Below are 19,656 nucleotides of genomic sequence, written 5' to 3' on the forward strand. Positions count from 1 at the left end.
TGTACTCGGTCTTTTTTTTGACCTGGTCTTGAATAAAATCGTTCGCGGACCCTCTCCGCCGTGCCGGAAAATGGGTCGCCTCCCGCCCTCTGCCGACTCCGAGAGACACGCGTGCTCATAAAACTCCTGCGGGCCTATCTCGGTCCGTACAAGAAACCCATCCTGCTGCTGGTCCTCCTCCAGTTCCTGCAGACCTGCGCCAGCCTCTACCTGCCCACCCTGAACGCCGACATCATCGACAACGGCGTCGTCAAGGGGGACACGAACTACATCCTGGAGTTCGGCGGCATCATGATCGCCGTCAGCATCTGCCAGGTGGTCTGCAACATGGGGGCCGTCTACTACGGCGCCCGCACCGCGTCCGCCCTCGGCCGCGATGTCCGGGCGTCGGTCTTCGACCGGGTGCAGTCGTTCTCGGCACGTGAGGTCGGGCGGTTCGGCGCACCCTCGCTGATCACACGTACGACCAATGACGTCCAGCAGGTCCAGATGCTGGTGCTGATGACGTTCACCCTGATGGTTTCGGCGCCGATCATGTGTGTCGGCGGCATCATCATGGCGCTCGGCCAGGACGTCCCGCTGTCGGCGGTGCTGCTCGCGGTGGTGCCGGTGCTCGGCATCGCGGTGAGCCTGATCGTCAAGCGGATGCGGCCGCTGTTCCGCACCATGCAGGAGCGGCTCGACACCGTGAACCGGGTGCTGCGCGAGCAGATCACCGGCAACCGGGTCATCCGCGCCTTCGTCCGCGACCGCTACGAGGAGGAGCGCTTCCGCGGCGCCAACAACGAGCTGACCGACGTGGCGCTGTCCACGGGCCGGCTGATGGCGCTGATGTTCCCGACCGTGATGACGGTCGTGAACGTGTCGTCGATCGCCGTGGTCTGGTTCGGTGCCCACCGCATCGACAGCGGCGGCATGGAGATCGGGGCGCTGACCGCGTTCCTCACCTACCTGATGCAGATCGTCATGTCGGTGATGATGGCCACCTTCATGTTCATGATGGTGCCGCGCGCCGAGGTCTGTGCCGAGCGCATCCAGGAGGTCCTGGAGACCGAGTCCAGCGTGGTCCCTCCCGTCAAGCCGGTCCGCGAGCTGACCGCCCGCGGTCATCTGGAGGTGCGGGGCGCGGACTTCCGCTACCCGGGTGCCGAGGAGCCGGTGCTGCGGGCGGTGGATCTGGTGGCCCGCCCCGGCGAGACCACCGCGATCATCGGGTCGACGGGCAGCGGGAAGTCGACGCTGCTCGGGCTCGTACCGCGGCTGTTCGACGTGACGGACGGCCAGGTGCTGGTCGACGGTACGGATGTGCGGACGCTGGAGCCGGCGCTGCTGGCGAAGACCGTGAGTCTCGTTCCGCAGAAGCCGTATCTGTTCTCCGGGACGGTCGCGACGAACCTGCGGTACGGAAACCCGGACGCGACCGACGAGGAGCTGTGGCACGCGCTGGAGGTCGCGCAGGCCAAGGAGTTCGTCACGGCGCTGGAGCACGGTCTGGACGCGCCGATCGCGCAGGGCGGCACCAATGTCTCGGGCGGGCAGCGGCAGCGTCTGGCCATCGCCAGGACGCTGGTGCAGCGGCCGGAGATCTATCTCTTCGACGACTCGTTCTCCGCACTCGACTACGCCACCGACGCCGCGCTGCGCGGGGCTCTCACGCACGAGACGTCCGAGGCGACCGTGGTGATCGTGGCGCAGCGGGTGTCCACCATCCGCGACGCGGACCGGATCCTGGTGCTGGACGAGGGCCGGGTCGTCGGCTCCGGCACCCATCACGAGCTGATGGACGGCAATGAAACGTACCGGGAGATCGTGCTCTCCCAGCTGACGGAAGCGGAGGCCGCGTAATGGCCGGTCCTGGCGGACGCATGATGGCGGGCGGGGCGCCGACCGACCGGTCCATGGACTTCAAGGGGTCCTCGAAGCGGCTGCTGAAGCGCTTCGCCTCGGAGAAGACCTCGCTGTACGTGATGCTGGCGGCCTCCGTGCTGAGCGTCGGCCTGTCGGTGGTCGGGCCGAAGATCCTCGGCAGGGCCACCGACCTGGTGTTCGCCGGTGTGATCGGCCGGCAGATGCCCGACGGCACGACCAAGGACCAGGCCATCGAGGGCCTACGCAAGAGCAGCAGCGGCCTGGCCGACATGCTCTCCGGGGTGGACTTCGTCCCCGGTCACGGCATCGACTTCAGTGCGGTGGGCGACGTACTGCTGGCGGCGCTGGCGGTCTATGTCGGCGCCGGCCTGCTGATGCTGGTGGCGACCCGGCTGTCGATCCGGATCATCAACCGGATCATCTTCCAGCTGCGCGAGGACATCCAGACGAAGCTGTCGCGGCTGCCGCTGTCGTACTTCGACCGGGCCAAGCGCGGCGAGGTGCTCAGCCGGGCGACGAACGACATCGACAACATCTCGCAGACGATGCAGCAGACGATGGGCCAGCTCATCAACTCCCTGCTCACCATCGTCGGCGTGCTCGTCATGATGTTCTGGGTCTCGCCGCTGCTGGCGCTGGTCGCCCTGGTGACGGTGCCGCTCTCGGTGGTCGTGGCCACGAAGGTCGGCAAGCGCTCGCAGCCGCAGTTCGTGCAGCAGTGGAAGGTGACGGGCAAGCTCAACGCCCACATCGAGGAGATGTACACCGGGCACACCCTGGTGAAGGTCTTCGGCCGGCAGGAGGAGTCCGCGAGGGACTTCGCCGAGCAGAACGAAGCACTGTACGAGGCCGGTTTCAAGGCGCAGTTCAACAGCGGGATCATGCAGCCGCTGATGATGTTCGTCTCCAACCTGAACTATGTGCTGATCGCCGTCGTGGGTGGTCTGCGGGTCGCTTCGGGGTCGCTGTCGATCGGTGACGTGCAGGCGTTCATCCAGTACTCGCGGCAGTTCTCGATGCCGCTGACCCAGGTCGCCTCGATGGCGAACCTGGTGCAGTCGGGTGTCGCCTCGGCCGAGCGGATCTTCGAGCTGCTGGACGCTGAGGAGCAGGGCGCCGACCCCGCGCCCGGCGAGCGCGAGCGCCCCGAGGAACTGCGGGGCAGCGTCTCGCTGGAGAAGGTGTCGTTCCGGTACGAGCCGGAGAAGCCACTCATCGAGGATCTGTCGCTGAACGTCGAGCCGGGTCACACGGTCGCGATCGTCGGCCCGACCGGGGCCGGCAAGACCACGCTCGTCAATCTGCTGATGCGGTTCTACGAGGTGACGGGCGGCCGGATCACGCTGGACGGGGTCGACGTGACGAAGATGTCGCGCGACGAGCTGCGGCAGGGCATCGGCATGGTCCTCCAGGACACCTGGCTGTTCGGCGGTTCGATCGCGGAGAACATCGCGTACGGCGCTTCGCGCGAGGTCACCCGGGAGGAGATCGAGGAGGCGGCGAAGGCGGCCCACGCGGACCGCTTCATCCGTACCCTGCCGGACGGTTACGACACGGTGATCGACGACGACGGCTCCGGCGTCAGCGCGGGCGAGAAGCAGCTGATCACCATCGCGCGGGCGTTCCTGTCCGACCCGGTGATCCTGGTGCTCGACGAGGCGACGAGCTCCGTCGACACCCGTACCGAGGTACTGATCCAGAAGGCGATGGCACGCCTGGCGCACGGTCGTACGAGCTTTGTGATCGCGCACCGGCTCTCCACCATCCGGGATGCCGACATCATCCTGGTGATGGAGAACGGCTCGATCGTCGAACAGGGCACGCACGACGAACTGCTGGCGGCCGAGGGGGCGTACGCCCGGTTGTACTCGGCGCAGTTCGCGCAGGCGGTCGCCGAAGTCGACTAGGGTCTTTCGTTTGGGTCAGGCCGGATCAGGGAGCGGCGTCCGGTGCGTGCGATCGCAAGGCGCGGAAATGGTCTCGTACCGGAGCTGCCAGGGCATTTCTGCAAGCCGCGAGCGTGCGTGCCAGACGCCACGGGACCGGCGGGACTTTCAGAACACGCCCTGGGCGGACCGGAACGAACGGCCGGCGCGTGACGGGGCCCGTACCACCGCCCGGTGGTACGGGCCCCGTCACGTGGTCAGTCGAGGTAGCCGCGGAGCTGGTCGGCGAAGGCGTGGTCCCGCAGCTTGTTGAGGGTCTTGGACTCGATCTGGCGGATGCGTTCGCGTGTCACGCCGAAGATCCGGCCGATCTCCTCCAGTGTGCGGGGCCGCCCGTCGACCAGCCCGTAGCGCAGCTGGACCACCTTCCGCTCGCGCTCGTTGAGGGTGGAGAGCACCGCTTCCAGGTGCTCGCGCAGCAGCAGGAACGCGGCGGACTCGACCGGGGACGCGGCGTCGCCGTCCTCGATCAGGTCGCCGAGGGCGACATCGTCCTCCTCGCCGACCGGGGCGTGCAGCGAGACGGGTTCCTGGGCGAGCCGCAGGACTTCGCCGACCCGCTCCGGGGTGAGGTCGAGCTGGTCGGCGACCTCCTCGGGCGTCGGCTCGTAGCCGCGTTCCTGGAGCATCCGGCGCTGGACGCGTACGACCCGGTTGATCAGCTCGACGACATGGACCGGGACCCGTATGGTCCGCGCCTGGTCGGCGAGGGCGCGGGACATGGCCTGACGGATCCACCAGGTCGCGTACGTCGAGAACTTGTAGCCCCGGGCGTAGTCGAACTTCTCGACCGCCCTGATCAGTCCGAGGTTTCCCTCCTGGACCAGATCGAGCATGGTCAGCCCGCGGCCGACATAGCGTTTGGCGACGGAGACGACGAGGCGGAGGTTGGCCTCGATGAGACGGCGCTTCGCCATCCGCCCCATGACCACCAGCCGGTCGAGGTCGACGGCCAGCCGGGTGTCCGGGTCCGGGGTGCTCGCGAGCCGCTCCTCGGCGAAGAGACCGGCCTCGACGCGGCGGGCGAGCTCCACCTCGTCGGCCGCGGTGAGCAGCGGGATCCGGCCGATCTCCCGCAGGTACTGGCGGAAGAGGTCGGAGGACGGGCCCGCGGTCTCCGGGCGGCCCTTGGGTCCCGGGGGTTCGGACGCCTCCGGCGGCTCCTCCATGAGTGCCTCGGGTGGGTCGGACGGTGTCTGCGGCTCCACCGCGGTCTCCGGATGACGCACGGCCCGGTTCTGCGCGGGGATGGCCGAGACATGCTCGGTTTCGGTCACGGTCCGGGTCTGCACGTGGGCGACCTCCAGGTGATCGCTGCCGGACCGCGGGGATGGAGGCCACCGTTCGGTGGGCCGGCCGCGCTCCGATGACTCAGGCACCGCCCCCAGTGTGGGGGAAGACACATCGCTGCCACGAGGGGCGTGCGGGGACTTTCTGAGTCCGGTCCGTGACCGCGCGGTTACGGGGACGGCGGACCTTTCGGGTCCGCGCCGCGATCGCGGCGGGGACGGCGGCCGGGTGGATCCGGTGCGCCGGCGCGGCCGCGCGGCCGGGGCCTCGCGTCAGAGCGCGTCGGCGCCGTTGTTGCGCAGGGACTGGGCGTACTGCTGGAGGACCCAGACCTCGTTCTGCGCGGCCGCCAGGTGGTCCGGGGCCACATTGCTGCCGAGGCGGGCGAGGCTGCCCTGGACGTCGCCGATCCGGCGGTCGACGGCGCGCAGGCGGACCTGGACGAGCTGCATGCCCGCGTAGGTCTCGTCGATGGTCTTGCCGTGGAAGACCTCCACCGCGAGCTCGGTGACCAGGTTGCGCACCGTGTCGTCGGGGGCCGATTCCAGGACCTGGACCAGGTAGTCACGGGTCTCCGGAACGCCCGTTTCGGCACCCCCCGCCTCCGCGATGCACTGCCGGACCGCGGCGTACGGCGGGGCGGTGAACTCGTCGGCCCCGTAGGCGTCGAAGGCCGGGGAGACGAGAGCGGGTTTCTGCAGGGCCAGCTTCAGCAGCTCGCGCTCCGTGCGGTGGGCGGGGCTGCGGAGGTTGAGAGCGGGGCCCGAGGGGCCGGCGGGGGCCCGGACCTGGTGGTGCTGGGGGCCGCCGCGGGACGGGGCCGGTGCGGGGCCCCGCTGATCGCCCCGCTCGCGGGCCCAGCGGGCGAGCTGGCCGACGCGCTTGACCACGAACTGGGTGTCCAGGATGCCGAGCATGCCGGCCAGTTGGACGGCGACCTCGTGCTGCGAGGAGCTGTTCTTGATCCGGGCGACGACGGGCGCCGCCTCGTCGAGCGCGGCACCGCGGCCCGCCGGGGTCTCCAGGTCGTACCGGCCGACGATCTGGCGGAGCGCGAACTCGAAGAGCGGCGTGCGGGGTTCGACCAGGTCGCGGACGGCCTCGTCGCCCTTGACCAGGCGCAGATCGCACGGGTCCATGTTGTCCGGGGCGATCGCGATGTACGTCTCGGCGGCGAACTTCTGGTCGTCCTCGAAGGCGCGCAGCGCGGCCTTCTGGCCGGCCGCGTCACCGTCGAAGGTGAAGATCACCCGGGCGCTGCCGTTGTCCATCAGGAGGCGGCGCAGGATCTTGATGTGGTCGCCGCCGAAGGCCGTGCCGCAGGTGGCGATGGCGGTGGTGACCCCGGCGAGATGGCAGGCCATGACGTCGGTGTAGCCCTCGACGACCACGGCCCGGCTGGCCTTCGCGATCTCCTTCTTCGCCAGGTCGATGCCGTAGAGCACCTGGGACTTCTTGTAGATCGCGGTCTCGGGGGTGTTGAGGTACTTGGGTCCGTTGTCGTCGTCGCGCAGCTTGCGGGCGCCGAAGCCGACGACCTCGCCGGAGGTGTCCCGGATCGGCCACATCAGCCGGCCGCGGAAGCGGTCGATGGGGCCGCGCCTGCCGTCCTGGGAGAGGCCGGAGGTGATCAGCTCCTTGTCGCTGAAGCCCTTGCCGCGCAGATAGCGGGTGAGGTGGTCCCAGCCCGCCGGGCTGTAGCCGACGCCGAAGTGGGCGGCGGCCGCCTGGTCGAAGCCGCGCCCGGCGAGGAACTTCCGGCCGATCTCGGCCTCGGGGCCGTCCAGCTGCTCGACGTAGAACTGGGCGGCCGCCTTGTGCGCCTCGACCAGCCGGATGCGCTCACCGCGCTGGTGGGAGGGGTTGTACCCGCCCTCCTCGTACCGCAGGGTGATGCCCGCCTTGGCGGCGAGCCGCTCGACCGTCTCGGAGAACGAGAGATGGTCGATCTTCTGCACGAAGGCGATCGTGTCGCCGCCCTCCTGGCAGCCGAAGCAGTGGAAGAGACCCTTGCTCGGGCTGACCTGGAAGGAGGGGGACTTCTCGTCGTGGAACGGGCAGAGCCCCTTGAGGTTGCCACCGCCCGCGTTGCGCAGCTGGAGATACTCGGAAACGACGGCGTCGATCGGGACCGCGTCCCGTACCGCCTTCACATCGTCGTCATTGATCCTGCCTGCCACGGGTGAAGTCTACGGGTGGGGTACGACAGCCGTGCCGCGCGCCGATGTGATCCGTGGAACCCGGCGGGGCGCGGACCGGCTCGGCGCGGCACGGCCCGGTTCCCGTTCAGCTCAGGGAGGTCAGCGGTACCGACGGGTCCGCCAGCGCGTCCGGGTCGATCTGCCGGCCGGACCGGACCAGTTCCTGGACGGCCTCGGTGACGTCCCACACGTTGACGTTCATCCCGGCCAGCACCCGGCGGTCCTTCAGCCAGAAGGCGATGAACTCGCGCTTGCCGGCGTCGCCGCGGATGACCACCTGGTCGTAGCTGCCCGGCGGCGCCCAGCCCGAGTATTCGAGACCGAGGTCGTACTGGTCGGAGAAGAAGTACGGCACCCGGTCGTAGCAGACCTCCTGGCCGAGCATGGCGCGGGCCGCGGCCGGGCCGCTGTTCAGCGCGTTCGCCCAGTGCTCCACCCGCAGCCGGGTGCCGAGCAGCGGATGGGCCATGTTGGCGACGTCCCCGGCCGCGAAGATGTGCGGGTCGGAGGTGCGCAGCGAGGCGTCGACCGCGATGCCGCCGCCGTCCTTGCGCGCGGCCATGGCGAGCCCCGCGGCTTCGGCGAGGCCGGTGCGGGGGGCGGCGCCGATCGCGGCGAGCACGTCGTGGGCGGGGTGCTCCTCGCCGTCGTCGGTGCGGACCGCGAGGACCAGGCCGTCCTGGCCGATGATCTCGGTGAGGCGGACGCCGAAGTGGAAGCGGACGCCGTGGTCGCTGTGCAGATCGGTGAAGATCTGGCCGAGTTCGGGGCCGACGACCTGGTGCAGCGGGGTCGGCTCCGGTTCGACGACGGTGACCTCGGCGCCGTACCCGCGCGCCGCCGCCGCGACCTCCAGGCCGATCCAGCCGGCCCCGGCGATCACCAGGTGGCCGTTGTCGCGGCCGAGGGAGGTCAGCACGTTGCGCAGCCGGTCGGCGTGGGCGAGGCGGCGCAGATGGTGGACGCCGGCCAGGTCCGTACCCGGAATGGGGAGGCGGCGCGGCTCGGCCCCGGTGGCGAGCAGCAGCTTGTCGTAGTGGACGACGGTGCCGTCGCCGAGCTGTACGGAGCGGTCCTCCCGGTCGAGGCCGGTGACGGGCTGGCCCAGGTGGAGCTCGATGTCGGCGCCCGCGTACCAGGCGGTCTCGTGGACGAAGACGCTGTCCCGTTCCTCCTTTCCGGACAGGTAGCCCTTGGAGAGCGGAGGCCGTTCGTACGGATGGTCGCGTTCATCGCCGAGCAGGATCACCCGGCCGCTGAAACCCTCCGCCCGGAGTGTCTCGGCCGCCTTCGCTCCTGCCAGTCCTCCGCCGACGATGACGAACGTCCGATGTGCGTCGACCACGTGATGTCTCCTCTGTGCTTGCTGCTCGGGGTCTGTGCGTGCTGCTCGGGGCCCGACTGCGAGCGTCCCGCACGCAGCGTGATGCCGAAAGAGGGTGTACCCCGATCAGGTCACACCCGGTGGTCGCGGGCAAGCCCGGGAGCGAGCCCGGCGTGATCCAAACGAAAGACCCTAGGCCCGGTCGGCGGGGTGGTGCGACGGGCCGGGGCGGAGCGGCCGGTCGGGTGACGGGGCTCCGGTCAGCGGCGGCGCGCGGTGAGGGACGCGTGCAGGGAGCGCGCCGAGGCGTCGGTCAGGGCGGCGATCTGGTCGACGAGGACCCGCTTGCGGGCCCTGTCCCCGGACGCGGCGTCGAACAGGGCCCGGAACTGCGGCTCCAGCCCCTCCGGGGCGCGTGCGGTCAGCGCGGCGGCCAGTTCCGCGATGACGATCCGCTGGTCGGCGCGGATCGCCTCCTGCTCGGCGCGCTGCATGACGTACCGGTCGGCGACCGCCTTGAGGACGGCGCACTCGTTGCGTGCCTCGCGGGGGACGACGAGCTCGGCCGCGTACCGGCTGAGCCGGCCCGTTCCGTACGCCAGCCGGGTGCCGGTCTCGGCGGCGAGGCAGAACCGGCCGATCAGCTGGCTCGTCGCGTCCTTCAGCCGGGCCTGCGCGACCGCGGACCCGTCGTAGCCGTGCGGCCACCAGTCCTGGCCGATGAGCCGGTCCAGGGCCTCGGCCAGCTCCCCGGGGTCGGTGTCCGCCGGGACGTAGCGGCCGATGGCGACTTCCCAGATCGCGTTCCGCTCGGGCCCGGCGTGGAGGCAGTCGGGGTCGATGTGCCCGGCGTGCAACCCGTCCTCGAAGTCGTGCACCGAGTACGCGACGTCGTCGGACCAGTCCATGACCTGGGCCTCGAAGCATTTGCGGTGCTCCGGGGCTCCGAGGCGGGCCCACTCGAAGACGGGCAGGTCGTCCTCGTACACCCCGAATTTCGGCGAACCGGGGTCGAAGGGGTGCCCGCCGCGCGGCCACGGGTACTTGGTGGCGGCGTCCAGAGAGGCACGGGTCAGATTGAGTCCGACACTGACCAGCTCGCCGGTCCGGGTGTCGGGCACGAACCGCTTCGGTTCGAGCCGGGTCAGCAGGCGCAGCGACTGGGCGTTGCCCTCGAAGCCCCCGCAGTCCGACGCGAATTCGTTGAGTGCCTGTTCCCCGTTGTGTCCGAACGGCGGGTGGCCCAGGTCGTGGGCGAGACAGGCCGTCTCGACCAGATCGGGGTCGCAGCCGAGCGCCGCCCCGAGCTCGCGGCCGACCTGGGCGCATTCCAGGGAGTGGGTGAGCCGGGTCCGCGGGCTGGCGTCCCACGCGTGGCTGCGGGTGCCGGGGGTGACGACCTGGGTCTTCCCGGCGAGCCGGCGCAGCGCGGCGGAGTGCAGCACCCGGGCGCGGTCGCGCTGGAACGCGGTACGACCGGGCCGTTTGTCCGGTTCGGTGTCCCAGCGCTCGGCGTCGGCGGCGCGGTAGGGGGCTGTGCCGTGGTCCTGTGTGTCCGAGGTGTGCCGGGTTTCCTGCGTACCGTCCATGGTTCCGACAGTAATCGGCCCCACCGACAGCACGGCTCAGGCGGGTGCGCGGCGGACGGCCGGGGGAAGGGGCTGTTCGGTCGCCTCGGCGCCGGCCGCGATCCGCCGGACGGACCCCGGAGAGGGGGCCCCTGCGGCGGTCCGCCGGGTTCCGTTCCGGGCGACGAGGCTGAGCTGGGTGCCGAGTTGCGCGGTGATGCGGGTCAGCAGTTGCGCCGTGCTGTCGAGGGGCAGGGACTCGTCCGGATGTGCCTGTGCCGGCTCCGTCATGGACCGATGATGCGGGGCCGAGGTTGCCGCACCGTTGCGTGGGGGTGACGGCTGGGGCGGTTCCGGTCCTTCGGGTACTCGTGCGCGGCGGCGGTCACCCGGTCGTCCGCCCCGGTTCCGGGCCGGTGCGTGGCGCCGTCGTGCCGAAGCGTCCACGGCGTGATCGGAAACGGTAACGAAAATAACGAAATCGGGAGATGGAGAACCCTTTGCCCCCGCCGGTCGTCCGATCATGTGGAACAGCGGCACGGCCCGGGGCACGGACGGGCGCAGGGCACGAACAGCAGGAACAGGGGACACGCATGCGGGAGAAGCGGCCGGGACGGCTGGGGCGGCTTCGGCGACTGCGGCCGCGGTGGCCGCGGACGCGGCGCGGGCAACGGCGGGCCGTGCAGGGGGTGATGCTCGCCTGCGTGGTGGCGCTGGCGCCCGCGACCTGGATGCGCTCCGTCGCCGACGCCCGGGTCAGGACGACCGCGGACGTGCCCGCGCAGCAGGTCGCCGTGGTGTTCGGGGCCGGTCTCTGGAAGGGCAAGCCGTCGCCGTACCTCGCCAACCGCCTCAAGGCCGCCGCCGAGCTGTACCGGAACGGGAAGGTGAAGGTCGTGCTCGTGACCGGTGACAACAGCCGCAAGGAGTACGACGAGCCCGACGCCATGCGCACATATCTCCGGGCGCACGGCGTGCCGGACAAGCGGATCGTGAGCGACTTCGCCGGATTCGACACCTGGGACTCGTGCGTCCGGGCCAAGAAGATCTTCGGCGTCGACCGCGCGGTGCTGGTGAGCCAGGGGTTCCACATCCGGCGGGCGATCGCGTTGTGCCGGACCGCGGGGATCGACGCGTACGGGGTCGGCGTCGACGCCGTACACGATGCGACCTGGTACTACGGCGGAACGCGGGAGGTGTTCGCGGCGGGGAAGGCGGCGCTGGACGCCGTGTTCAAGCCGGACCCGCAGTTCCTGGGCCCCGAGGAGCCCGGGATCGGGGAGGCCCTGGCGGCGGACGGGCGCTGAGGACGGGCCCCGGGGCGGGCGCCCGGTTCTACAGGGGTGCGACCGGGGCGGTCTCGGCCGCGACCCAGTCGAGGTAGCGGGCGCTGCCGCGTACGACCGGGATCGCGATGACCTCGGGTGTTTCGTAGTCGTGCGCCGCCAGGAGGTGGGCCTCCAGTTCGCCGTACCGCTCGGCCGTCGTCTTGAACAGCAGCTGCCATTCCTCGGTGCTCTCGATGGCGTTCTGCCAGCGGTAGACCGAGGTGACGGGCGCGGAGATCTGCACGCAGGCGGCGAGCCGTGCCTCCACCACGCCCTGCGCCAGGGACCGGGCCTTCTCCTCGCTGTCCGTCGTGGTCAGTACGGTCAGCCACGGCGTCGTCGTCGTCACCTTCGGTCTCCTCGCTGCGGGTCACTGGGTCATCGGGGGTCCCTCCATTGTCGGGGGCGTCGCGGCACGGCGCAGGGCCCGGTGGTCAGATGCCGTACGGGCGGACGGCCTTGGCGTCGCGCAGCGCGCGCCCCCACCAGACCAGCTGGTCGAGCAGCGCCTCGGCGGCCGCGTCGCAGCCCGAGGGGTCCTTGTGCCTGCCCTCCTCGTCGAACAGGGCGCCCGCGTTGTGGAACGACACGGTTTCGCGGATGCCGGCGGTGTGCAGCTCCGCGAAGACCTGCCGGAGATGCTCGACGGCGCGCAGGCCGCCGGAGACTCCGCCGTACGAGACGAAGGCGACGGGTTTGGCCTGCCACTCGGCGTGGTGCCAGTCGATGAGGTTCTTCAGCGGGGCCGGGTACGAGTGGTTGTACTCGGGGGTGATGACGACGAAGGCATCGGCTGCCGCCAGCCTGGGCGAGACGGCCGCCAGTTGGGCCCGCGCTTCGGCGCCGGGCCGGTGGGAGAGGGCGATCGGGAGATCCAGTTCCGCGAGGTCGACCAGATCGGTCTCGATGCCGGGGTGGCCGGCGGTGCGCGAGAGGAACCAGTCGGAGACGACGGGGGCGAACCGTCCTTCGCGGTTGCTCGCGAGGAGGACCGCGACCCTGAGGGGCGCGGCCGAGGCGGTAGCGGTAGCGGTAGCGGTAGCGGACGAGGGTGCTGTGGTGAGGTCCATGTGGAGAGGCTCATATGTCAACCATGGTTGAGGTCAAGCCCTGCCCGCCGGCGGCCGCCCTCGTTCCTCCCGGCATACGGTGGACCGCATGACGACTCCCCCTCCCGCGCCGTTCCCGTACGCCGAGTTCAACGGACACCCGGCCACCGAGGCGGATCTGCGGATTCCCGCCTTCCTCAACTACGGCCATTTCACGGCCATGCAGGTCAGGGACGGAAAGGTGCGCGGCCTCGCCCTGCATCTGGCCCGGCTGGACTCGGCGAACCAGGAGCTGTTCGACCACGCGCTGGACGGGGAGCGGGTCCGCGAGCTGATCCGGCACGCGTTGGACGGCGCCGGGGTGCGGGACGCCTCGACCCGGGTGTACGGCTTCCTGCCGCCGGGCGACACGGAGACGACCGTCATGGTCACGGTGCGCGGGCCCGCGCGGAAGTCCACCGAACCGCACGGCCTGATGGCCGTCCCGTTCGCCCGGACCGTGCCGCACATCAAGCGCCCCGGCGAGTTCGGCCAGACGTACTACGCGAGGCTCGCCGCACGCGCCGGGTTCGACGAGGCCCTGCTGACCATGCCGGACGGTGCGGTGACGGAGGGGGCGATCACCAACGTCGGCTTCTGGGACGGCACTTCCGTCGTCTGGCCCGCCGCCCCTTCCCTGCTCGGCATCACCATGGCGCTGCTGGAGCGGGAACTGCCCGGCGCGGGCCTGGAGTCCGTGCGGCGTCCGGTGACACTGGACGGGCTGGGCGCGTACCGCTCGGCGTTCCTCACCAACTCCCAGGGCATCGCACCGGTCGGGCGGATCGACGGGGTCGAGTTCACGGTGGACGAGGAGCTGATGGAGCGGATCGGGCAGGCGTACGACGCCGCACCGTGGGACACGGTCTGACACCGCGCGGCGTCACGGGCCGGTGGCCGAGGGAGGAGCATGGGGGCATGCGGATCCACATCGAAGGCTCTCGCCTCCCCGGCCTCACCTGCGGGCCCGACAGCGATTTCCCCGGCGCCCACAACATCCACGTGGGCGTGCAGCGCAAGGACAGGCCCGGCGAACTGCTCGGCCTGCACCGGGGTGACGCGCCGTCGGCCTCGTGGACCCTGGACTGCGCCGTCGCCCCGGCCGCGGACGGTGCCGGCATCGAGGGGCCGTACATCCAGAACCGGCTGGGCGGGCGCTTCGTCTATCTGTCCTGGGGCTCCGTCGACGAGAACGGCGTCTTCACCATGTTCCGGCGGGCCAAGCTGATGCTCGGCGACATCGATCCGGACGTGCTCGAAGCCGCCGTGCGCTCCGGGCACCTCACCGCGCGACTGCCCCTCTCCGACAACAGGGGGCAGCCGCTCTGCGCCCGGGTGCGGCCGCCGGTCGTCGAATGGTCCGCCGCCGCGCCGTCCTGAGAACGCCGTACCGCGGGACGCCCCGGCATGGAACCGCCCCCACCGGGCCCAGGGGGGGTGGGCCCGGTGGGGGCGGCGGCCGGGGGCGGCCTGGTGCACCGTCCCGTGGGGGGGTGTCAGACGTGTGCCCGACCTCCACGAGGTCATGCATGTGACGTACGCCACTCTTCTTCGGCGTGGCGTCACCCGATCGGCACCGGATGCCGCGGGGCCGGTCACCTTCTTTTCGATCATGGCATTGACCTGCACACATGCGTCTTGGCAAGGATGCCGCGCCGGGCCGTTCGGGTGAGAGCTGACTTGGTGTCAGCAGGCATGTGCGGCGGGCCGCCCGTTAGCTCGGGGGCAGGACACACCTACTCGCGCCATTGCCGGAGGAACCCCCATGCGTCCTGCTCGCCCAGTGACCGGTACCGCCGCTTCCGCGGTCACCATAGCCGCGCTCGGACTCTTCACCGCCGGGGCGCCCGCGTACGCGGGTGACGCCGGCGCGCTGCGGGCCGGTTCGGCGGCCGTGGCGCGGGCCAACGGCGCCCCGGCGGCACAGGGCAACGACGGGGGCGGGGCGGACGACCCCGCCGGGTCCGGGCGCAACACCCCCTTCGGCCTCAATGTCCCCTCGCTGCTCGACTCCGTCGGCGGGCTCAACGCCTTCTCCGGGCTCGACACCCCCTCCAGGGACCAGGGGTCGAACGAGCGTGGGAGCGGAAACCGGAACCCGTCCGAGGACGGAGGCTCGGGCAGGCGCGACAGCTCGTCGTCCGGACGCGACAACTCGTCATCCGGGCGTGACAGCTCCGCCGGACGCGACAACTCGTCGTCGGGTCGGGACAAGTCGTCGTCGGGGCACGACAGCTCGTCCTCCGGACGTGACGACTCGTCCGTGCCCACCGGTCCCAGCGGGCACGTCAAAACAGGCGTCGGCGGCAGCGTCCGGTCCGACACCTCCCAGATCGCGGCGGGCGCCGGCGTACTCGCCGCGGCCGCCGTCGGCGGAGCCTGGCTCCTGCGTCGCCGGGCGAGCGGCACGCAGGAAGCCGGCTGACGGAGGCGGATTCACGCCTCGGTACCGCCAGGTGTCCGTCCCGGTGGCCGCGCGGCCACCGGGACGGGGCCGCCCCCGCGCCCCGTCCCGCCCCCTCACGCCCCGTCCCGCCCCCTCACGACCCCTCCCGTCTCCGCTTCGTCACCCGGAGGACGACCGTGTCCCAGAAGGTCAAGGGCTGGCTGCTGGTCGTCGCGGCGCTGGCCGGTGTCTGGCTGATCCGCCACGGCGCCGGCGCCCAGCTGATCCCGCCCCAGCCGACCACCGCGCAGGCCCTCGCCGCCGGCCCCGAGCCGCAGCCGGGGTCTCCGGTCGCCGCCCCCCTGAAGCCGTCGGCGCCCGTGCGCATCCGGATCCCCAGCATCCGGGTGGACGCCCCGGTGATCCGGCTGGGCCTCGGGGCCGACGGCAGTCTCGGCGTGCCGCCGGCCGGGAACCGCAATGTCGTCGGCTGGTACCGGGACGGCACTCCCCCGGGCTCCAGAGGCAGCGCGATCGTCGCCGGTCATGTCGACAACGCGCAGGGGCGGTCGGTCTTCTACGACCTGGGCACGCTGCAAAAGGGCAGCGAGGTCGAGGTGGTCCGCCAGGACGGACGCACCGCCGTCTTCTCTCTCGACGGGATCGAGGTCTACGACAGCGACGACTTCCCCGACAAGCGGGTGTACGGCGCCTCGCCCTACGCCTCGCTGCGGTTGATCACCTGCGGCGGCGGCTTCTCGAAGACATCGGGCTACCTGGGCAATGTGGTCGCGTACGCGCATCTCACGAAAGTGCGGTGAACCGGGCGCGCCCGGTGTGCGTCGTTCACCCCGTCCACTGGTCGAACGCCAGCTTCGCGACCAGTGAGAACACCACGACCAGCAGGACGCCGCGGACGAACTCGCTGCCCTTCCTGAGCGCCATCCGCGCCCCGATCAGGCTGCCCGCCAGGTTGAACACCGCCATCAGCGCGGCCAGTTGCCACATCACATTGCCCTGGTACGCGAACATCGCCAGCGCCCCGCCGTTGGTGAAGACGTTGACGATCTTGGCCGTGGCCGACGCGGTCACCAGATCCAGGTGGAGCACCGCGGTCAGTGCCAGGACGAGGAAGGTGCCGGTGCCGGGGCCGAACAGCCCGTCGTAGAGGCCGATGCCGCCGCCGACGAGCACGATCGCGGTGACGGTGCGGGCCCGGGTGACCTCGCGCCGCGTACCGTCGTCCGGTGCCCGGCCGAACGAGGGGCGCAGCATCACGAACGCCGCGACCGCCAGCAGCACGACCATGATCACCGGGCGCAGCACCTCGCTGCTGATCCCGGCGGCGAAGAACGCACCGGTCATCGATCCGGCCAGGGCCGCGAGCCCGATCCGCAGGGCCGTCCCGACCTTGACCGGTGCCCTGCGCACATACGTCACGGCGGCGCCCGACGTACCGACGATCGCGACCGCCTTGTTGGTGCCGAGTACGTGCGCGGCCGGGACGTGGGGCAGGCCCAGCAGCAGGGCGGGCAGCAGGAGCAGTCCGCCGCCGCCGACCACCGCGTCGATCCAGCCCGCCGCCGCTGCGGCGAGGCAGAGGACGACCAGAGTAGTGAGTGCTATGTCGGGCATGATCGCGACCCTAAGGACGCGATGCCCGCCCCGTCCAACCGCGTCGGCCCGATCCCGGGACCGTCGCGGCGACACAGTCGCCGAACCCCCTTACCGGCATGGGGAGTTCCGCGGTTGGGCCCGGCCCGCTCCCCCCGCACGCGCGGCCGTACCCTTGACCCATGAGCCAGGGCTGGAACGCGAGCGACATCCCCGATCAGAGCGGCCGTACGGCCGTGGTCACCGGGGCCAACAGCGGCATCGGGTTGATCACGGCACGGGAACTGGCCCGGCGCGGCGCGCGGGTGCTGCTCGCCTGCCGTGACGAGACGCGCGGCAAGGAGGCCGCGTCGCGCATCCGGGCGGCCGTGACCGGCGCGGACGTGGAGTTCGTGCCGCTCGATCTGGCCGATCTGGAATCCGTACGCGCGTGCGCGGCGGCGCACATGCCCGAGCGGATCGATCTGCTGATCAACAACGCGGGTGTGATGGCCCTTCCCTACGGGAAGACGGCCGACGGCTTCGAGAGGCAGTTCGGCGTCAACCACCTGGGGCACTTCGCCCTCACCGGGCTGCTGCTGCCGAAACTGCTCGGCACCCCCGGGGCGCGCGTGGTGAGCGTCTCCAGCGGCATGCACGCCCTGTCCGACATCGACATGGGGGATCTCAACAGCGAGCGGAACTACCGCCGGTGGATCGCCTACGGCCGCTCGAAGACCGCCAATCTGCTCTTCGTCCACGAGCTGGCGCGGCGTCTGGCGGCCGCCGGTTCCGAGGTGGTGGCCGCCGCCGCGCACCCCGGGTACGCGGCGACCAATCTGCAGACGGCGGGCGTCCGGATGGAGAACCGCAAGGCGGCGGAACGGGTGGTCGAGCTCGGCAACCGGCTCATCGCCCAGCCCGCGTCGGCCGGTGCGCTGCCCACCCTGTACGCGGCCACCGCGCCCGGCGTACGCCCCGACTCGTTCACCGGCCCGAGGCTGCTGGGCTGGCGCGGTGCGCCGGCCCCGTCCTGGCGGGCGGGCTGGACGCTGAACGACGTGGCGGGCGAGCGGCTCTGGGTGGCGTCCGAGCAGCTCACCGGAGTGACGTATCCGGGCCTCACGCCCTGAGGCCCACCCGCCCGCCTGCTCACCCGCTCACCACCTGCTCGCCCGCTCGCCGTCGACCGGCTCAGCCCTGCTGACCCTCGACGGCGGCGGGGTCCATCCACATGACCTCCCAGATGTGGTGGTCCGGGTCCTGGAAGGAACGGCCGTACATGTGGCCGTGGTCCACCGGCTCGTTGGCGGGCGAGCCACCGGAGGCGAGGGCCGTGTCGGCCAGCTCGTCCACCCTCGCGCGGCTCTCGGCGCTCAGGGCGAGGATCACCTCGGTGGACTTCGAGGAGTCCGTGATCTCCTTCCTGGTGAACTCCTTGAAGCGGGGCTCCGTGAGGAGCATGGCGAAGATCGTGTCACTGATGACGAGACACGCGGTGTTCTCGTCACTGAACTGCGGATTGCACGAGAAGCCGAGCTTGCCGAAGAAGGCCTTGGTCGTCTCGAGGTTCTTGACCGGCAGGTTCACGAAGATCATCTGAGGCATGGCCGTCCCGTTCTCTCTGGTGTGCGAACGTTTTACGACAGGTAGACGGCGGCGCTGCGCGGAACTCATCGGTACCGGCGGAACAAATATTGCGCGCCTGCGGTCGTCAGGACATGGCGAGCGGTGCGCCGCCCCGGAGCAGCGATCCGCCCAGCGGGGTCAGTGTGTGCAGGACCGAGCTGCCGTGCCGCAGGGTGTGGATCAGTCCCGCCTCGCGCAGCACACAGGCGTGCTGGCTGGCCGAGGCGAGGGAGACCCCCGCGCGGCGGGCGAGTTCGCTGGTCGTGCAGCCGTTGCCGATGGCTCTCAGGACCGTCGAGCGGGTATGGCCGAGGAGCCGGCCGAGCCAGGGGCCCGGTTCGGCGAAGACCGGGGCGCGGGAGTGGGTGACCGGGTAGACGAGGACCGGCGGGAGTTGCGGATCGCGGTAGACGACCGGGGTGACGCGGCAGAAGAAGGACGGCTGGAGCAGTAACCCCCGCCCGTCCAGGTGGAGTTCGCGGTCGACGGGGTAGTCCGCCTCCAGTACGGGGGCCCGCCAGCGGATCATGGGCGGGAGGGAGGCGAGCAGCTCGTCCGCGCCGCCGTCCAGGAGCGCGCGGCCGCGGACGGCGCGGTCGGCCTCGACGCTCGCCTGGATGTGCGGCCAGTAGGGCTCGATCGCGGCGCGATGGTAGCTGCGCAGGACGCCGACGAGCCGGTCGAGCGACTCGATGCGTCCGTCCCGGGGGCGGCGCGTCTCGCGGCGTTCGGCGGCCAGCAGGGCGAGTTCGGCGCGTATCCGCCCGGACGGGGTGCCGCGCAGCACCTCCATTCCGGCGTCGAAGCCGTAGGGCTCGCTACTTTTCTGAGAAGGCGTCAGAAAATCCGGGAAATAGCCGCGCGGTGGAATCACGGCGGCCAGCAGGCGTACTTCACCATTCAACCGGGGCCGGGTTTCCGTACGCCATTTCCCGAACACCGTGGAACCGCGCCGGTCCCTCAGCCGATGGAAACTCAGAATGGTTTCCCACAGCGCATCCGGCCGGGTGGCCATCCGCACTTTGGAAAGGTCCGCTCCGGACATGTGGATACGCAGCACCGAACCCCCACCTGTTGCACGTGCAATTGCCCCCATCCAAGGGTAGGCGACCCGTAACAGCACGTCACCACGGGGTTTCGGCCAGAGGTGAAACGTCTCGCCCGCGCACACCATCACCCGAAAAGCTGTACGACGTCGGGTACGAATCCGGAGCCACCGGAAGAGCGAGTGAAGGCCGTGGGGGGTTTTGCTCGTTCGGCGGCGGTGCGCAACGGTGCGGCTCCGTACCCGACGGGGGTAAGCCGGGTGCGGCCCATGGGTGGGGATCCATGGGCCGCACCCCGGTCCGTTCCGGGCGCGGGCCTTCGGTCCGCTCCGGAACAGGTCTTTGCGTATCGAACGAACGTTGCGTATCGAACGAGAAAAGGAACAGC

Annotated in this window: 18 protein-coding genes; 8 read left to right on the plus strand and 10 right to left on the minus strand. The window is 70.8% G+C overall.

All coding sequences use genetic code 11. From position 1 onward, the window contains the following. Window positions 1-111 precede the first annotated feature (111 nt). Complete coding sequence (locus ACIOMQ_RS13110; RefSeq protein ID WP_362194306.1) at window positions 112-1,845, plus strand: ABC transporter ATP-binding protein; 1,734 nt, start codon at window positions 112-114, stop codon at window positions 1,843-1,845. Then, on the plus strand, window positions 1,845-3,776 hold the full coding sequence (locus ACIOMQ_RS13115; RefSeq protein WP_401264003.1) for an ABC transporter ATP-binding protein: 1,932 nt from the start codon (window positions 1,845-1,847) through the stop codon (window positions 3,774-3,776). Before ACIOMQ_RS13110 ends, ACIOMQ_RS13115 begins: the two co-directional genes overlap by 1 nt. Before the next feature lie 236 nt (window positions 3,777-4,012). On the opposite strand, the gene ACIOMQ_RS13120 is transcribed toward ACIOMQ_RS13115, so the two are convergent. The 5 genes from ACIOMQ_RS13120 to ACIOMQ_RS13140 all read right to left on the minus strand — a co-directional run bounded on the left by ACIOMQ_RS13120 (window position 4,013) and on the right by ACIOMQ_RS13140 (window position 10,489). Continuing rightward, on the minus strand, window positions 4,013-5,107 hold the full coding sequence (locus ACIOMQ_RS13120) for an RNA polymerase sigma factor (RefSeq protein ID WP_402189105.1): 1,095 nt from the start codon (window positions 5,105-5,107) through the stop codon (window positions 4,013-4,015). Window positions 5,108-5,377: 270 nt separating this feature from the next. Continuing rightward, window positions 5,378-7,285 carry a DNA primase gene (gene dnaG / locus ACIOMQ_RS13125; protein ID WP_362194300.1) on the minus strand — a complete coding sequence of 636 codons (1,908 nt, stop codon included), beginning with the start codon at window positions 7,283-7,285 and terminating at the stop codon, window positions 5,378-5,380. A 106-nt stretch (window positions 7,286-7,391) separates the two neighbouring features. Further along, complete coding sequence (locus tag ACIOMQ_RS13130) at window positions 7,392-8,651, minus strand: NAD(P)/FAD-dependent oxidoreductase (RefSeq protein ID WP_401264006.1); 1,260 nt, start codon at window positions 8,649-8,651, stop codon at window positions 7,392-7,394. A 239-nt stretch (window positions 8,652-8,890) separates the two neighbouring features. After that, the gene (locus tag ACIOMQ_RS13135) at window positions 8,891-10,219 is read right to left on the minus strand and encodes a deoxyguanosinetriphosphate triphosphohydrolase (protein ID WP_362194294.1); all 1,329 of its coding nucleotides are present in this window, start codon (window positions 10,217-10,219) and stop codon (window positions 8,891-8,893) included. 36 nt (window positions 10,220-10,255) lie between these two features. After that, window positions 10,256-10,489 carry a hypothetical protein gene (locus ACIOMQ_RS13140; protein ID WP_389796540.1) on the minus strand — a complete coding sequence of 78 codons (234 nt, stop codon included), beginning with the start codon at window positions 10,487-10,489 and terminating at the stop codon, window positions 10,256-10,258. A 302-nt stretch (window positions 10,490-10,791) separates the two neighbouring features. On the opposite strand from ACIOMQ_RS13140, the gene ACIOMQ_RS13145 reads away from it, so the two are divergent. Beyond that, window positions 10,792-11,505 carry a vancomycin high temperature exclusion protein gene (locus ACIOMQ_RS13145; RefSeq protein WP_401753239.1) on the plus strand — a complete coding sequence of 238 codons (714 nt, stop codon included), beginning with the start codon at window positions 10,792-10,794 and terminating at the stop codon, window positions 11,503-11,505. 28 nt (window positions 11,506-11,533) lie between these two features. Here the strand turns inward: ACIOMQ_RS13145 and cutA are convergent, their stop codons facing one another. Both cutA and ACIOMQ_RS13155 read right to left on the minus strand, forming a co-directional pair. Further along, entirely contained in the window at window positions 11,534-11,875 is a 342-nt protein-coding gene (gene cutA, locus ACIOMQ_RS13150; protein WP_402127592.1) for a divalent-cation tolerance protein CutA, read from the minus strand. Window positions 11,876-11,960: 85 nt separating this feature from the next. Next, on the minus strand, window positions 11,961-12,596 hold the full coding sequence (locus ACIOMQ_RS13155; protein WP_362194285.1) for an NAD(P)H-dependent oxidoreductase: 636 nt from the start codon (window positions 12,594-12,596) through the stop codon (window positions 11,961-11,963). 88 nt (window positions 12,597-12,684) lie between these two features. On the opposite strand from ACIOMQ_RS13155, the gene ACIOMQ_RS13160 reads away from it, so the two are divergent. The 4 genes from ACIOMQ_RS13160 to ACIOMQ_RS13175 all read left to right on the plus strand — a co-directional run bounded on the left by ACIOMQ_RS13160 (window position 12,685) and on the right by ACIOMQ_RS13175 (window position 15,821). Then, complete coding sequence (locus ACIOMQ_RS13160) at window positions 12,685-13,485, plus strand: aminotransferase class IV family protein (protein ID WP_401264011.1); 801 nt, start codon at window positions 12,685-12,687, stop codon at window positions 13,483-13,485. A gap of 47 nt (window positions 13,486-13,532) precedes the next feature. Beyond that, window positions 13,533-13,994: a DUF5990 family protein gene (locus ACIOMQ_RS13165; protein ID WP_362194279.1), complete on the plus strand. Its 462-nt coding sequence runs from the start codon at window positions 13,533-13,535 to the stop codon at window positions 13,992-13,994. A gap of 385 nt (window positions 13,995-14,379) precedes the next feature. Then, window positions 14,380-15,039 carry a hypothetical protein gene (locus ACIOMQ_RS13170; protein ID WP_362194276.1) on the plus strand — a complete coding sequence of 220 codons (660 nt, stop codon included), beginning with the start codon at window positions 14,380-14,382 and terminating at the stop codon, window positions 15,037-15,039. A gap of 158 nt (window positions 15,040-15,197) precedes the next feature. Continuing rightward, the gene (locus ACIOMQ_RS13175) at window positions 15,198-15,821 is read left to right on the plus strand and encodes a class F sortase (RefSeq protein ID WP_402188968.1); all 624 of its coding nucleotides are present in this window, start codon (window positions 15,198-15,200) and stop codon (window positions 15,819-15,821) included. Between the two features lie 25 nt (window positions 15,822-15,846). Here the strand turns inward: ACIOMQ_RS13175 and ACIOMQ_RS13180 are convergent, their stop codons facing one another. Beyond that, window positions 15,847-16,635, minus strand: coding sequence for a TSUP family transporter (locus ACIOMQ_RS13180; protein WP_362194270.1), 789 nt, complete (start codon window positions 16,633-16,635; stop codon window positions 15,847-15,849). A 161-nt stretch (window positions 16,636-16,796) separates the two neighbouring features. On the opposite strand from ACIOMQ_RS13180, the gene ACIOMQ_RS13185 reads away from it, so the two are divergent. Next, a complete protein-coding gene (locus tag ACIOMQ_RS13185; protein ID WP_362194267.1) occupies window positions 16,797-17,726 on the plus strand; it encodes an oxidoreductase in 930 nt (309 codons plus the stop codon). 61 nt (window positions 17,727-17,787) lie between these two features. On the opposite strand, the gene ACIOMQ_RS13190 is transcribed toward ACIOMQ_RS13185, so the two are convergent. Then, a complete protein-coding gene (locus tag ACIOMQ_RS13190) occupies window positions 17,788-18,201 on the minus strand; it encodes a VOC family protein (protein ID WP_362194264.1) in 414 nt (137 codons plus the stop codon). 106 nt (window positions 18,202-18,307) lie between these two features. Next, window positions 18,308-19,282 carry a helix-turn-helix domain-containing protein gene (locus ACIOMQ_RS13195; RefSeq protein WP_362194261.1) on the minus strand — a complete coding sequence of 325 codons (975 nt, stop codon included), beginning with the start codon at window positions 19,280-19,282 and terminating at the stop codon, window positions 18,308-18,310. Window positions 19,283-19,656: the final 374 nt, after the last annotated feature.

This window comes from Streptomyces sp. NPDC087845 (assembly GCF_044742755.1).
Lineage (GTDB): Bacteria > Actinomycetota > Actinomycetes > Streptomycetales > Streptomycetaceae > Streptomyces.